We start from the raw sequence: 14548 nt of genomic DNA, 5'->3' as shown, positions 1-14548 counted from the left end.
CCCCGGACGAGCCCGCCGCCCCCCGCAAGTGGCGGGACCGGCACCCCGTCGCCGCGCGCAACGTGGGCTGGACCGTCACGGGCCTGTCCCTCCTGCTCATCTGCTTCGCGCTTCTCATGCCGACCTCCGCCCCCAAGTTCACGCCCGGCGTGTTCCTGCGTATCCCGGTGGAGGCGGTCCTCGGCGCCGCCGTCCTCATCGTCCTGCCACGCAGGCCACGGATAACGGTGGCGATCCTGGCCGGTGCGTCTCTCGGTGTGCTGACCGTCCTGAACCTCCTGGACGTCGGCTTCAACATGTTCCTCGGCCGTGGATTCAACGTGGTCCTCGACTGGGTCCTGTTCGACGACGCGCAGTCGTACCTCAAGGACACGATGGGCAACGGCGGCGCGATCGGCGCCGTGATCGCGGTCCTGGCCCTCGTCATCATCGTGCTGGTCCTGATGACCCTGGCGGTGCTCCGGGTGAGCAACGTCATGACCCGCAACCGCGACGCGGCCAGCCGCGCCACCCTGGTCGTCGGGACCGCCTGGGTCACCTGCGCGGCGCTCGGCCTGCAGCTGTCCGGCCCGGGTATCGCCGCCAGGACCACGGTCGCCCGCGTCGAGGACCGCGTGAACCGCGTGCAGGCGACCCTCAAGGACGAGGCGGCGTTCGCCAAGGAGGCCAAGAAGGACGCCTTCGGCGGCACCCCGGGCGACCAGCTGCTCACCGATCTGCGTGGCAAGGACGTCATGATCGCCTTCATCGAGAGCTACGGCCGCAGCGCGATCGAGGACGAGGCCACCGCCGCGGGCGTCGACGCGACGCTCACGGCCAAGAACGAGGCACTGACCAAGGCCGGTTACTCCGCCAAGAGCGGCTGGCTCACCTCGGCGACGTACGGCGGCAGCAGCTGGCTCGGTCACTCGACCTTCCTGTCGGGCCTGTGGATCAACAACCAGAACCGCTACCGCACCGTCACCGCGGGCGAACACCTGACCCTCACGGGCGCCTTCAAGCGCACCGGCGCCTGGCGGACCGTGGGCGTCATGCCGGGCATCCAGAAGAACTGGCCCGAGGGCAAGTTCTACGGCCTCGACAACGTCTACGACTCCCGCGAACTCGGCTACGAGGGCCCGAAGTTCAGCTGGTCGACCATGCCCGACCAGTACGCCCTGAGCGCCTTCGAACGCCTTGAGCACGGCAAGAAGCGCGACAAGCCGCTGATGTCGGAGATCATCCTCACCTCCAGCCACCAGCCCTGGGCGCCGATCCCCAAGATGATCCCCTGGGACCAGGTCGGCGACGGCTCGGTCTACGAGGGCATCGAGAAGGCGGGCAAGGACCCCGCGGACGTGTTCTACGACTCCAAGAAGGTCAAGGAGGAGTACGGCAAGTCCATCCAGTACTCGGTGAACTCCCTCATCGACTACGTGGTGAAGTACGGCAGCAAGAACACCGTCCTCGTCTTCCTCGGCGACCACCAGCCGCTGGCCAGCGTCAGCGGCAGCAACGCCAGCCGGGACGTGCCCGTCTCGATCGTCGCCCACGACAAGTCCGTGCTCGACAAGATCGACGACTGGGGCTGGACGGACGGCATCAAGCCCGACAAGTCCGCACCGGTGTGGCGGATGGACTCGTTCCGTGACCGCTTCCTGACCGCGTACGGTTCGACGCCCGCCAAGCGGTAGGGCCGTTGCCCTCGGCACTGGCACTGGCCCCGGAGCGCGGGGCCTGTGCCAGTGCCGGTACGGGCGGCAGGCCTAGCGCGGGCGCAGGTCCATGATCCGCTTGATCTTCCCCACCGACCGCTCCAGCGACTCCGGTTCGACGATCTCGACGGTGACCGAGACGCCGATGCCGTCCTTCACGGCCGCCGTGATGGAGCGCGCGGCCTCGTCGCGGATCTCGGGCGTGGCGCCCGCCCGGGCCTCGGCGCGCACGGTGAGCGCGTCGAGACGGCCGTCGCGGGTCAGCCGCAGCTGGAAGTGCGGGGCGACGCCCGGCGTGCGCAGGACGATCTCCTCGATCTGGGTGGGGAAGAGGTTCACGCCGCGCAGGATCACCATGTCGTCACTGCGCCCGGTGATCTTCTGCATCCGGCGGAAGTTCCGGGCCGTGCCGGGCAGCAGCCGTGTGAGGTCCCGGGTCCGGTAGCGGATCACGGGCATGGCTTCCTTCGTGAGCGAGGTGAAGACCAGCTCGCCCTCCTCGCCGTCCGGCAGCAGCTTGCCGGTGAACGGGTCGACGATCTCCGGGTAGAAGTGGTCCTCCCAGATGTGCAGTCCGTCCTTCGTCTCGACGCACTCCTGGGCGACTCCCGGGCCGATCACCTCCGACAGCCCGTATATGTCGACCGCGTCGATCGCGAAGCGCTCCTCGATCTCCCGGCGCATCTCCTCGGTCCAGGGCTCGGCGCCGAAGACACCCACCCGGAGCGAGGTGCCCCGCGGATCCACGCCCTGCCGCTCGAACTCGTCGAGGAGAGTCAGCATGTAGGAAGGCGTCACCATGATGATCCCGGGCTTCAGATCCTGGATCAGCTGCACCTGGCGGGCGGTCATTCCGCCGGACGCCGGAATGACCGTACAACCGAGCCGCTCGGCTCCGTAGTGGGCGCCGAGCCCACCGGTGAACAGCCCGTAGCCGTACGCCACATGCACCGTGTCACCGGGCCGGGCACCGGCCGCGCGGAGCGAGCGGGCCACCATGTCGGACCACATGGAAAGGTCGTTCTCGGTGTAGCCGACGACCGTGGGGCGCCCGGTGGTACCGCTCGACGCGTGGATGCGGCGGATACGGTCCTGCGGCACGGCGAACATCCCGTACGGATAGTTCTCGCGCAGGTCCGCCTTCGTGGTGAAGGGGAAGCGGGCCAGATCGGCGAGCGAGTGGCAGTCCTCGGGCCGGAGCCCCGCCTTGTCGAAGGAGTCCCGGTAGAAGGGCACGTTCTCGTAGGCGTGCCGCAGCGAGGCCCTCAGCCGCTCCAGCTGGAGCGCGCGCAGCCCCTCCGCGTCGAGCCGCTCGCCCTCGTCCAGCAGGTCCGTCGAATCCGCCATGGGGCCGCTCCCTCACCAAACGATCCATTACGGGCGACCGATCATTCGGTCGCTCTGCTCTGGATCAGTAATTCAGGGGTACGGGCGGTCGTCAAGACAATGGGGGCGGCCACACAGGAAAGAGGTAGGGTCCGCGCGCCGCACTCCAAGGGGGTGGGGTCCGCGCGCCGTGTTCCAGGAGTGCGGTCTAGTGGGCGGCCTCCGCCGCGACCGAGCGTGCCCACCGGTAGTCGGCCTTGCCGCTCGGGGAGCGTTGGATGGAGTCCGTGATCACCAGCTGGCGCGGGATCTTGTAGCCCGCGAGATGGGTGCGGCAGTGGGTCTGGATGTCGTCCAGGGACGGCAGCCCGGCGCCTGTGCGCAGCTGGACCACGGCCGCCACGTGATTGCCCCACTTTGCGTCGGGCACCCCGGCGACCAGCGCGTCGTACACGTCGGGATGCGACTTGAGTGCCTGCTCGACCTCCTCCGGATACACCTTCTCGCCACCGGTGTTGATGCACTGCGAACCGCGCCCGAGGACGGTGACGACCCCTTCCCCGTCGACGGTCGCCATGTCGCCGAGCAGTACCCAGCGTGCGCCGTCCTTCTCGAAGAAGGTCTCGGCGGTCTTCTTGGGGTCGTTGTAGTAGCCGAGGGGCACATGGCCGCGCTGGGCGACGCGGCCCACCTCGCCGACGGGGACCGGCTCGTAGGTCGCCGGATCCACCACCTGCGTACGGGAGTTGACGCGGATCCGGAACCCGCGGTCGGGACCCGAGTCCTCCGTCGCCGTGCCGTTGAAGCCGGACTCGGAGGAACCGAAGTTGTTGAGCAGCATGACGTTCGGAAAGAGCGCCTGGAACTGCGCGCGCACCGTCTCGGACATGATCGCGCCGGAGGAGGAGACGCTGAACATGGAGGAGGTGTCGGTGCCCTTCATGGGCCCGTTCAGCGCGTCGATGAGGGGCCGCAGCATCGCGTCACCGACCAGCGACATGCTGGTGACCTTCTCCTTCTCGATGGTCCGCAGCACCTCCTCGGGCGCGAACTTGCGGTGGATCACGATGCGTTGGCCGAAGTTGAAGCCGATGAAGGCGGTCAGGGTCGAGGTGCCGTGCATCAGCGGAGGCGTGGGGAAGAAGGTGATCCCCTCGCCGCCGGCCGCGACCCGCTCCGCGAGCTCCTCAGGCGTCTTCACCGGCTCGCCGGTCGGGGCTCCGCCGCCCAACCCCGAGAAGAACAGGTCCTCCTGACGCCACATCACACCCTTGGGCATCCCGGTCGTGCCGCCGGTGTAGATGATGAACTGGTCGTCGGGGGAGCGGGGCGGGAAGCCGCGCTCGGACGATCCGGAGGCCTCGATGCCGGCGAAGTCCACCGCCGGCAGCGCCGGTGCGTCAGGGGCGGGGGCGCCGACCCGTACGAGATGGCGCAGCGCCGTGGCGCGTGGCAGGGCCGCCGCGACCCGTTCGGTGAACTCCGTGTCGAAGACCAGTGCTGCCAGATCCGCGTCTCGGTAGAGGTAGACCAACTCCTCCTCCACGTAGCGGTAGTTGACGTTGACCGGCACGACCCGGGCCTTGAGGCAGCCGAGGACGGTCTGGAGGTACTCGATGCCGTTGTAGAGGTGCAGCCCGAGATGCTCACCGGGGCGTATGCCGCTGTCGATCAGGTGGTGGGCGACGCGGTTGGCCGCCGCGTCCAGCTCCGCATACGTGAGCCGGCGCTCCGCACCCGTACCGGGGTGGTCGATGTAGACGAGCGCCTCGCGGTCGGGGACCACGTCGACGACCGACTCGAACAGGTCGGCAAGGTTGTACTCCACCGCTCCTCCTGACCCCGGCAAGCCTCGACGAATGGACGTGCGTCATCGCTTCGCCGGTCATCAGAGCAAAGCCCGCCACAACTGTGAAGGGGCCGCGCAGAAGAAATCTGACTGACTGTCAGAAAACCCTTGAACTGGCCCCTCCACTCCTGCAACCTGTTCTCGTTCCTGAGACGGGAGGACGGCAATGGGTGGGACGGAACACCTCACCGTGCAGCGCGAAGGCGCCACACTGGTGCTCACGCTCAACAGGCCCGAGGCCAAGAACGCGCTCTCGCTTCCGATGCTGGTCGGCCTGTACGACGGCTGGGTCGAGGCCGACGCGGACGACGCCATCCGCTCGATCATCCTCACCGGCGCGGGCGGCGCGTTCTGCGCGGGCATGGACCTCAAGGCCCTCGCGGGCAAGGGGATGGAGGGCCAGCAGTACCGGGACCGCCTCAAGGCCGACCCCGATCTGCACTGGAAGGCGATGCTGCGGCACCACCGGCCCCGCAAACCCGTGATCGCCGCGGTCGAGGGCTACTGTGTGGCCGGCGGTACCGAGATCCTCCAGGGGACCGACATCCGGGTCGCGGGGGAGTCCGCCACGTTCGGGCTCTTCGAGGTGAAGCGCGGACTGTTCCCGATCGGTGGCTCGACGGTCCGCCTCCAGCGGCAGATTCCGCGGACGCACGCGCTGGAGATGCTGCTCACCGGCCGCGCGTACTCCGCGCGGGAGGCCGCCGGCATCGGTCTGATCGGGCATGTCGTCCCCGACGGGACGGCGCTGGAGAAGGCCCTCGCGATCGCCGGGCAGATCAACGACTGCGGTCCGCTCGCCGTCGAGGCCGTCAAGGCGTCCGTGTACGAGACCGCCGAGATGAGCGAGGGGGACGGGCTCGCGGCCGAGCTGAAGCGGGGGTGGCCGATCTTCGATACGGCCGACGCGAAGGAGGGGGCGCGCGCCTTCGCGGAGAAGCGGTCACCGGTGTATCGGCGGGAGTGACATCCGCGTGCGGCCGGTTCGCAGCCGCGGGCTCGTTGTGGCCGGTCGCGCCCCGCGGCGGAGCCGCAGATCAAGTACAGCCCCGCGCCCCTTTCGGGGCGCAGCCCCCTGTTCCGTGAGGAGACCCCGTGCCCGAAGTCCTCAAAGCACCCCTGGTTGTCGAATTTCCCTTCACTCGTTCCCTCGGGCCCGTCCAGAGCGCGTTTCTCACCGGGCTGCGGGAGCGGGTCGTGCTCGGGGTGAAGACCCGGGACGGGCGGACCCTGGTGCCGCCCGTGGAGTACGACCCCGTCACCTCCGAAGATCTCGGTGAGCTGGTCGAGGTCGCGTCCACCGGGACCGTCACCACGTGGGCCTGGAACCACGAACCCCGCCGGGGCCAGCCGCTGGACACGCCGTTCGCCTGGGTCCTGGTGAAACTGGACGGGGCCGACACCGGCCTGCTGCACGCGCTCGACGCCCCGGGCCCCGACGCCGTACGCACCGGGATGCGCGTCCGGGTCCGGTGGGCCGAGGAGCGGTCGGGGGCCATCACGGACATCGCCTGCTTCGAACCGTACGACGGTGACAGCGCCGAACTCACCGGCAGCGACGGCCGGTTCGAGGACATGGTGACCGGCATCGTCGCACCCGCCCGCCTCGACTACACCTACTCGCCCGGCCGCGCCCAGTCCGGCTACATCAACGCGCTCTCCGACCGGCGGGCCGTCGGCGAGCGCTGCCCGTCCTGCCGCAAGGTGTACGTCCCGCCGAGGGGTGCGTGCCCCACCTGTGGTGTGGCCACATCGGAACAGGTCGAGGTGGGGCCGCGCGGCACACTCACCACGTACTGCATCGTCAACATCAAGGCGAAGAACCTCGACATCGAAGTGCCCTACGTCTACGGGCACATCGCCCTGGACGGCGCCGACCTCGCCCTGCACGGACGCATCGGCGGCATCCCCTACGACCAGGTGCGCATGGGCCTGCGCGTCGAGCCGGTGTGGACGGACGGGGGCCGCTTCCCCGACCACTACCGGCCAACCGGCGAACCCGACGCGGACTACGACACGTACAAGGAGCTGGTGTAGATGTCCGCGCCGAGGCCGCTGAGGGACATCGCCGTCGTCGCCTTCGCCCAGACCGACCATCTGCGCACCTCCGACGAGCTCTCCGAGGTGGAGATGCTCATGCCCGTCCTGCACGAGGTGCTGGCACAGACCGGGCTGAAGACCAGTGACATCGGCTTCACCTGCTCGGGCTCCACCGACTATCTGGCGGGCCGTGCCTTCTCCTTCACCATGGCACTCGACGGCGTCGGCGCCTGGCCGCCGATCTCCGAGTCGCACGTGGAGATGGACGGGGCGTGGGCGCTGTACGAGGCCTGGACGAAGCTCCTCACCGGCGAGGCCGACACCGCGCTCGTGTACGCGTACGGCAAGTCGTCCCCCGGGTCGGTGAGGGACGTGCTGACGCGGCAACTCGACCCCTACTACGTGGCGCCCCTGTGGCCGGACTCCATAGCCCTGGCCGCCCTGCAGGCGCAGGCGCTCATCGACGCGGGTGACACGGACGAGCCCGCGCTGGCCGCCGTCGCCACCCGCAGCCGCGCCTCGGCCGCCGACAACTCCCATGCCCAGCTGAGGGGTTCGGTGCCGCGGGGCGACTACGCCGTACGTCCCCTGCGTACCGGCGACTGCCCGCCCATCGGCGACGGGGCCGCCGCGGTGATCCTCGCCGCGGGGGAGCGGGCCCGTGACCTGTGCGAGCGGCCCGCCTGGATCCGGGGCATCGACCACCGCATCGAGGCACACGGTCTCGGGGTGCGGGACCTGACCGACTCGCCGTCCTCGCGACTGGCGGCGGAACGGGCCGGAGCCTTCGAACGGCCCGTCGACACCGCCGAGTTGCACGCCCCGTTCACCTCGCAGGAGGTGGTGCTGCGCAAGGCCCTGCGGCTGGACGACAGCGTCGACGTCAACCCGTCCGGGGGACCGCTCGCCGCCAACCCCATCATGGCCGCGGGACTCATCCGCATCGGCGAGGCAGCCGCCCGGATCCAGCGCGGCGACTCCGACCGGGCGCTGGCGCACGCCACTTCGGGTCCGTGTCTGCAACAGAACCTGGTCGCCGTACTGGAGGGAGACCCGCGATGAGCAAGGAGCCCGTGGCCGTCGTCGGGATCGGCCAGACCAAGCACGTCGCGGCCCGAAGGGACGTGTCGATCGCGGGACTTGTCCGCGAGGCCGCCCAACGCGCGCTCGCGGACGCCGAGTTGACGTGGGCGGACATCGACGCCGTCGTCATCGGCAAGGCGCCCGACTTCTTCGAGGGCGTCATGATGCCCGAGCTCTACCTCGCCGACGCCCTCGGCGCGGTGGGCAAGCCGATGCTGCGCGTCCACACCGCGGGCTCGGTCGGCGGATCCACCGCGCTCGTCGCGTCGAACCTCGTCGCGGGCCGCGTCCACGGCACCGTACTGACCCTCGCCTACGAGAAGCAGTCCGAGTCGAACGCCATGTGGGGCCTGTCCCTGCCTATCCCCTTCCAGCAGCCCCTGCTCGCCGGCGCGGGCGGCTTCTTCGCCCCGCACGTGCGCGCCTACATGCGACGGACCGGTGCCCCCGACGGGGTCGGCTCGCTCGTCGCGTACAAGGACCGCCGCAACGCGCTCAAGAACCCCTACGCGCATCTCCACGAGCACGACATCACCCTGGAGAAGGTCCAGGCCTCGCCCATGCTCTGGGACCCGATCCGCTACTCGGAGACCTGCCCGTCCTCCGACGGCGCCTGCGCCATGATCCTCACCGACCGTGCGGGAGCGGCCCGTTCGCCGCGTCCGCCAGCCTGGATGCACGGCGGCGCGATGCGCAGCGAGCCGACTCTCTTCGCGGGGAAGGACTTCGTCTCGCCGCAGGCCGGCAAGGACTGCGCGGCCGACGTGTACCGGCAGGCCGGTATCGCCGACCCCCGCCGCGAGATCGACGCGGTGGAAATGTACGTCCCGTTCTCCTGGTACGAGCCCATGTGGCTGGAGAACCTGGGCTTCGCCGCGGAGGGCGAGGGGTGGAAACTCACCGAATCCGGGGTCACGGAACTCGACGGGGACCTGCCGGTGAACATGTCGGGCGGGGTGCTCTCCACCAACCCGATCGGGGCCTCCGGAATGATCCGGTTCGCGGAAGCCGCACTTCAGGTGCGTGGACAGGCCGGGGAGCACCAGGTCGACGGTGCCCGCCGGGTCCTCGGACACGCCTACGGCGGCGGGTCCCAGTTCTTCTCGATGTGGCTGGTCGGAGCCACGCCGCCCACCTCGTGACGGTGTCCCCCTCACGTGGCCTGTGCGGGGCATCGACCGAAAGCTAGGCTGGCCGCGGACGACGAACCGGGAGGAGCACGGACGTGGCCGAGAGCACCATCCAGCAGCACCCGCTCGCGGGCTGGGACAAGCCGGAGCTTGACCTCAGCAGCGCCGACTGGCATTCCAGCAGCCGCGGACAGGGGGATGTCCAGATCGCCTTTGTCGAAGGCTTCATCGCGATGCGCAACAGTGGCCGCCCGGAAAGCCCCTCCTTGATCTTCACGCCCGCGGAATGGGGCGCGTTCGTGTCGGGGGCGCGGGAAGGGGAGTTCGACCTCACGTGAGAGGACGTGGGGGAGCCTGACCCGAGGAGAGGGGCGTTTTCTTCCCCTGTCCGGGCCACGCGATCTTCGGCCGTTTCCCGGGGCGGGGCCTGAGCGAGGCCGGTCCCGGGAAACCGAGGTCGCCGACGGGCCTTTCGCGGGCAGTCGGCCCGGTCAGGGCCGTACGCCTGCCGCCGTCTCGTCACGGCTGTGCGGCGGCCGTCTCCTTCAGGGCCACAGCAACTGCTTGTCCCAGCCCTCCCCGGACCGCACGTACACCAGCCGCGTGTGCCGTCGCTCCTTGTCGCCCTGCCAGAACTCGACGGACTCGGGGCGCACCGAGTGCAGCGTCCAGCCGGGCGCCACGAGATCCGGCTCGGCCTCCAGCCGGGCCAGCGACTCCTTCACCGCGGTGTCGCGCTCGGCGAGGTCCGCGAGGGGCCCCGACTGACGGCCGAGCAGTGCCTCCGCGCGAGCACCGGCACTCCGCGCCAGGAAATCGGCCGCACTGTCCTCGGGACTCTCCGGCGCGACCGGTCCACGTACCCGGATCTGCCGTGCGAGCGGCGACCAGTAGAAGGTGAGCGCCGCGTAGGGCCGCTCCGCCAGGTTTCGGGCCTTGACGCTGCCGCTGTCCGACGCGAACCGCCAGCCGTCAGGACCGAGCCCCTTGAGGATCAGGGTCCGCGCCGTGGGATTCCCGTCGGCACCGGCCGTGGAGACGGTCATGGCGTGCGGCTCGCGCACCCCGGCGTCCACGGCGGCGAGCAGCCACTCGGCGAAAAGCTCCGCCGGTGTCTCCGGGGCCCCGGACGGGTCGAACACGGGCAGCTCGCCCGCGAACACCTCCAGGCCACGCAGCAGTTGACGCAGATCCTCCACCGGCATACTCCCCGCTCGGGCGCTCATAGGTGCGCCCGGGCGCCTACGGGTGCGCGCGTGCGCTAATGGATGAGATTGACCGTATCATTAGCCCATGAACGCCCCGATCGGCGCGGACGCCCGCCTCGCCCTGGATCTCGCCCTCACCATCCGCCACGACGGCCACGGTGGAGTCGCCGACGACCTCGCCACCGCGGAGGGCCTCTCCGCCTGGGTGCGTGAGCGTCCGGAGACCGGCGCCCACGGGTTCGAGGCCGACGACACAGATCTGGCCGCGGTACGGGATGTGCGCGCCGCCGTGCGTGCCCTGTTCGCCCGCGCAGTGCTCCCCGGTGAGCCGAGCCCGGCCGACGCCGCCCGGCTCATGCCCGTACGGGACGCCGTCGAGCGGCTCAACACCCGCGCGGCCCTGACCCCGACCGTCCCCGTCCTGTCGTGGACGGAGGGCGCCGACCCCGTCCTACGCCAGGAACCCGCGCACGGCGACGCCGAGCTCACCGCGACCCTCGCCCGCGCGGCCATCGCCTTCCTCGCGAGCCCCGACCGGCAGCGGCTGCGCGCCTGCCACGCGCCGCGCTGTGTGCGCTACTTCCTCAAGGACCACCCCCGTCAGGAATGGTGCAAGCCCTCGTGCGGCAACCGCGCCCGTGTCGCCCGCCACCACGAACGACACAAGAAAACGGCATAGCCTTCGCGTATGGGCGGTCCTGGCGGCAAGAGCGCGGAACGTGATCTCGGTCGACTGCTGAGCGGTATGGCACCCGCCCTGCACCCCGGCCGGTTCGTCTTCACCACCGTCCCAGGGACCACTGCGCCACCAGGACTCTCACCGGTCGTCACCGTCGTCGAGGACGAGGGCCTCACCCTCGTCGTCCAGCAGGAGGACGCCGACGCCGCGCGTCTGACGTACGACTTCGTGGCCGGCTGGATCACCCTGCGCATCCACTCCGCGCTGGATGCCGTCGGCCTCACCGCCGCCGTCGCGCAGGCACTGGCCGAAGCGGGCCTGAGCTGCAACGTCGTCGCGGGCTTCCACCACGATCACCTCTTCGTGCCGCACGAGCGTGCCGCCGAGGCCGTCGCCCTGCTGGAACAGCTGGCCGAACGCTCCGGTCAGTAACGGCCGAACGGGTCCACGCCACTGGCTCCGGGCGTACGCTGAGGTGCCTGTAGGTCACGGAGCGCATCGTCTCCCCGCGCCGGTCGCGCCACCGTGGCAGGGGGTGCGGCATGGGTCAGCGCGGCATGCGGAGCAGAAGGACGCTCTTCGAGCGCGAGAGTGAACTCGCGGCTGTGGACGAGGCGTTGGACGAGGTCACCGGGCTGGGAACGGACGGCGGACGCACCCGTTCGGACGGTCAACGAGGTGACACCGGTCCTCGTCGAGACGTCACCGACTCTCGTCGAGATGTCACCGACTCTCGTCGGAACGGCGCCAGTCATCGTCAGGGGGGCATCGGCCCGGCTCGGGACGTCACCGAACCGTACGACCGGCCCCGCGGCGGGCTGCTCGCCTTCGCCGGACGCGCCGGAATCGGCAAGACCACCCTTCTCGCCGAAGTACGCCGTCGCGCCACCGCCAAAGGCTGCACGGTGCTGTCCGCGCGCGGCGGCGACCAGGAGCAGCGCGTCGCCTTCCACGTCGCACGCCAGCTTCTGCAGCCCCAGCTCGCGGGTATCCCGGAGGCCGAACTCCGTGCTTCGCTGGGCAGTTGGTACGCCATCGTCGGCCCCGCACTCGGCCTGTGCGCCCCCGCCGAGGGTGCACCGCCCGACCAGCAGGGCCTGCGCGACGGCCTGGACTGGGTGCTCACGCACCTCGCGGTCCGGCGCGCGCCGATGGTGCTCGTCCTCGACGACGCGCACTGGGCCGACGCCGAGTCACTTCAGTGGCTCGCCGCGTTCGCACCCCGCGCCGAGGAACTGCCGCTGCTGCTCGTCGTCGCCTACCGTCCCGACGAACTCCCGGACCACGCAGAGCCGTTCAGGGGCCTGCCCGGCCGCGCAGGCGGGCGCCCCCTCGACCTGGAACCGCTCAGCGCGGTCGCCGTCGCCCATCTGGTGCGCGAATCCCTCGGCACACAGGCGGACGACGCGTTCTGTCGCGAATGCTGGGCCGTGACCGCGGGCAACCCGTTCGAGGCCGTCGAACTCACCGCGAAGGTACGCGACCGGGGTCTGACCCCCACCGAGGCCGGGGCACATCTGCTGCGCGACCTGGCCGCCGCGGTCAAGGGCAGCGGACTCGTCACCCGCCTCGAACGCCTCGGCACCTCCACCGTCCGCTTCGCCTGGGCCTGCGCCGTCCTCGGCACCGAGATCCCTCCGGCGCTGGCCGCGGCCGTGGCGGGCCTCGGCTCGGAGGAGGCCGCCGACGCGGCGGACGCCCTGCGCGGCGCCCGTATCCTCACCGGCGCCGACACCCTGGAATTCGTCCACCCGCTCATCGCCACCGCCGTCTACCGGGCCATTCCCCGGGGCGTACGGGTGGCCCTGCACGGCCAGGCCGCCTGATGCGTCGTCGACGCCGGCCTCGGCTCCGCCGCCGCTGCCCGGCACCTCATGGAGACCCACCCCGACGGCGACGTCTGGGTCGTCCAGCAGCTGCGCGCCGCTGCCCGCGAGACCTTGCGCGCCGGAGCCCCGGACGCGGCCCGCCGCCACCTCGCCCGCGCGCTGCGCGAACCCCCACCCGCCGGGGAACGGGCCGCCGTGCTGTACGAGCTCGGCAGCGCCTCCCTGCTCACCGAACCCGCGACCACCGTCAACCACCTGCGGGCCGCACTCGAAGAACCCATCGCTGACACCGAGCTGCGGCACAACATCGTCTACCGGCTCTCCCAGGTACTCGCCCACAGCGACCGCCTCGCCGAGGCCTCCGACGCCCTCTCCCGCGAGATCAAGGTGACCGGCGACGCCCGCGTACGGCTGCGCATGCAGTCCGAGCAGTTCATGTGGGACGCCTTCCGGGCCGACGAGCCCGACTCACCGGCCCGCTCCCGCCGCCTCGCCCGGCTCGCCGACCGGCTGACCGGCCGCGACCTCACCGAGCGCTATGTCATCGGCCTGCGCGCCTGGGACGCCACCCTGCGCGGCGAACCCGCCCACATCGCGATCCACCATGCCGAACGCGCCCTCGCCGGCGGCTTCGGCTGGGCCGAGGCGGACCGCGGCTTCGAGGTACCCGTCCTTGTCGCCCTCACCTTCATGTACGCGGACCGGCCGGGACGCACCGAGGAACTCTTCGCCGCCGGGATCGCCGACTTCGAACGGCAGGGCTGGCACGGGGCCCACCTGTCCTTCGGCTACACCCTCCTCGGGTACCTGCGCTTCCGCCGCGGCCGTCTCACCGAGGCCGAGGACTTCGTACGCGCGGGCCTCCGGCTCGCCGAACGCGTCGGGCCCGGCACGCCCGCCCACTGGTACGCCGTCGGCACCCTCATCGAGATCCTGCTCGCCCGCGGCCGGATCACCGAGGCCACCCGGACCGCCGAGGAGTACGCCTTCGGGGAGCCCTTCCCTGCCGCCGTCGTCTTCCCCGACGCCCAGACCGTGTACGGCGAGCTGCTGCTGGCCAGGGGGCTGACGAAGGACGCGGCCGTCGAACTCGCCGCCGCCGGGCGCCGCCTCGACCCACGCGGCATGCGGAATCCGTCCTGGTGCCCCTGGCAGCTGCACCTCGCCCGTGCGGAGAGCCACGATGCACCGGAGCGGGCGGTGACCACGGCGTTCGAGGCCGTGGGCCGGGCCCGGCTGTTCGGTGCGCCGTCGGCGATCGGCCAGGCACTGCGTGCCGCGGCCGACGTCTCCTCGGGCTCGACCCGGGTGAAACTCCTCGAAGAGTCCGTCGGCCATCTGGAACGCTCGCCGGCGGCGTACGAACTGGCCTGCGCCCTTGTCTCCCTCGGCACGGAGCTGCGGCGCACGGGCCGCCCGAAGGAAGCCGCCGAGCACCTCTACCGGGGGCTGGAGGCGGCGGTGCAGTGCGGCGCCGACGGGCTGGTGGAAGCCGCGCGCGACGAACTGGCCGCCGCCGGGTTGCGGCCGCGCCGTCTCCACAGCACCGAGACGGACACGCTCACCGCCCGCGAACGCGCGGCCGCGGCACTCACCGTGCGCGGTCGCACCCTGGCCGGTATCGCCGAGGAGCTGCACACCGAGGAGCCGGCGGTGGTGCGGCTGCTGTCGGCGGTATACCGCAAGGTGGGGACGGATCGGGCGGGGCTG

Annotated in this window: 11 protein-coding genes and 1 pseudogene; 9 read left to right on the top strand and 3 right to left on the bottom strand. The window is 70.9% G+C overall.

Annotation, left to right across the window (positions count from 1 at the left end; all coding sequences use genetic code 11):
- Positions 1-1673, top strand: a 1673-nt coding sequence (locus tag AOK17_RS41170; protein ID WP_055617762.1) for a hypothetical protein, incomplete at its 5' end; no start/stop codon positions are given.
- Positions 1674-1745: 72 nt separating this feature from the next.
- On the opposite strand, the gene paaK is transcribed toward AOK17_RS41170, so the two are convergent.
- Both paaK and AOK17_RS41160 read right to left on the bottom strand, forming a co-directional pair.
- A complete protein-coding gene (paaK, locus tag AOK17_RS41165) occupies positions 1746-3041 on the bottom strand; it encodes a phenylacetate--CoA ligase PaaK (protein ID WP_055617761.1) in 1296 nt (431 codons plus the stop codon).
- Positions 3042-3228: 187 nt separating this feature from the next.
- A complete protein-coding gene (locus AOK17_RS41160; RefSeq protein WP_055617760.1) occupies positions 3229-4848 on the bottom strand; it encodes an acyl-CoA synthetase in 1620 nt (539 codons plus the stop codon).
- Positions 4849-5035: 187 nt separating this feature from the next.
- On the opposite strand from AOK17_RS41160, the gene AOK17_RS41155 reads away from it, so the two are divergent.
- The 5 genes from AOK17_RS41155 to AOK17_RS41135 all read left to right on the top strand — a co-directional run bounded on the left by AOK17_RS41155 (position 5036) and on the right by AOK17_RS41135 (position 9460).
- Positions 5036-5836, top strand: a complete 801-nt coding sequence (locus AOK17_RS41155; protein ID WP_055617759.1) for a crotonase/enoyl-CoA hydratase family protein — start codon at positions 5036-5038, stop codon at positions 5834-5836.
- Between the two features lie 128 nt (positions 5837-5964).
- Complete coding sequence (locus tag AOK17_RS41150; RefSeq protein WP_055617758.1) at positions 5965-6906, top strand: Zn-ribbon domain-containing OB-fold protein; 942 nt, start codon at positions 5965-5967, stop codon at positions 6904-6906.
- Positions 6907-7971 (top strand): thiolase domain-containing protein, encoded by a 1065-nt coding sequence (locus AOK17_RS41145; protein WP_055617757.1) that lies wholly within the window; start codon positions 6907-6909, stop codon positions 7969-7971. It abuts the gene before it with no gap.
- Positions 7968-9134, top strand: a complete 1167-nt coding sequence (locus AOK17_RS41140) for a thiolase domain-containing protein (protein ID WP_055617756.1) — start codon at positions 7968-7970, stop codon at positions 9132-9134. Before AOK17_RS41145 ends, AOK17_RS41140 begins: the two co-directional genes overlap by 4 nt.
- A gap of 83 nt (positions 9135-9217) precedes the next feature.
- The gene (locus AOK17_RS41135) at positions 9218-9460 is read left to right on the top strand and encodes a DUF397 domain-containing protein (RefSeq protein WP_055617755.1); all 243 of its coding nucleotides are present in this window, start codon (positions 9218-9220) and stop codon (positions 9458-9460) included.
- Between the two features lie 207 nt (positions 9461-9667).
- Here the strand turns inward: AOK17_RS41135 and AOK17_RS41130 are convergent, their stop codons facing one another.
- Positions 9668-10327, bottom strand: coding sequence for a pyridoxine/pyridoxamine 5'-phosphate oxidase (locus AOK17_RS41130; RefSeq protein WP_107102635.1), 660 nt, complete (start codon positions 10325-10327; stop codon positions 9668-9670).
- An 88-nt stretch (positions 10328-10415) separates the two neighbouring features.
- On the opposite strand from AOK17_RS41130, the gene AOK17_RS41125 reads away from it, so the two are divergent.
- The 3 genes and pseudogenes from AOK17_RS41125 to AOK17_RS41115 form a co-directional block, all read left to right on the top strand.
- Positions 10416-11009: a CGNR zinc finger domain-containing protein gene (locus AOK17_RS41125; RefSeq protein ID WP_055617753.1), complete on the top strand. Its 594-nt coding sequence runs from the start codon at positions 10416-10418 to the stop codon at positions 11007-11009.
- A gap of 9 nt (positions 11010-11018) precedes the next feature.
- Positions 11019-11441 carry an ACT domain-containing protein gene (locus AOK17_RS41120; RefSeq protein ID WP_055617752.1) on the top strand — a complete coding sequence of 141 codons (423 nt, stop codon included), beginning with the start codon at positions 11019-11021 and terminating at the stop codon, positions 11439-11441.
- Positions 11442-11551: 110 nt separating this feature from the next.
- Positions 11552-14548, top strand: a pseudogene (locus AOK17_RS41115) (ATP-binding protein); the annotation flags it as partial.

Origin of the sequence: Streptomyces phaeochromogenes (assembly GCF_001418655.1) — a bacterium.
Taxonomy (GTDB): Bacteria; Actinomycetota; Actinomycetes; order Streptomycetales; family Streptomycetaceae; genus Streptomyces; species Streptomyces phaeochromogenes.
This window is presented reverse-complemented; position numbering and strand designations above follow the sequence as displayed.

Bases quoted from the DNA above. Each gene is read 5' to 3' on its own strand.
- paaK (WP_055617761.1), bottom strand. From the start codon at position 3,041: ATGGCGGATTCGACGGACCTGCTGGACGAGGGCGAGCGGCTCGACGCG.
- AOK17_RS41155 (WP_055617759.1), top strand. From the start codon at position 5,036: ATGGGTGGGACGGAACACCTCACCGTGCAGCGCGAAGGCGCCACACTG.
- AOK17_RS41145 (WP_055617757.1), top strand. From the start codon at position 6,907: ATGTCCGCGCCGAGGCCGCTGAGGGACATCGCCGTCGTCGCCTTCGCC.
- AOK17_RS41140 (WP_055617756.1), top strand. From the start codon at position 7,968: ATGAGCAAGGAGCCCGTGGCCGTCGTCGGGATCGGCCAGACCAAGCAC.
- AOK17_RS41130 (WP_107102635.1), bottom strand. From the start codon at position 10,327: ATGCCGGTGGAGGATCTGCGTCAACTGCTGCGTGGCCTGGAGGTGTTC.
- AOK17_RS41125 (WP_055617753.1), top strand. From the start codon at position 10,416: ATGAACGCCCCGATCGGCGCGGACGCCCGCCTCGCCCTGGATCTCGCC.
- AOK17_RS41120 (WP_055617752.1), top strand. From the start codon at position 11,019: ATGGGCGGTCCTGGCGGCAAGAGCGCGGAACGTGATCTCGGTCGACTG.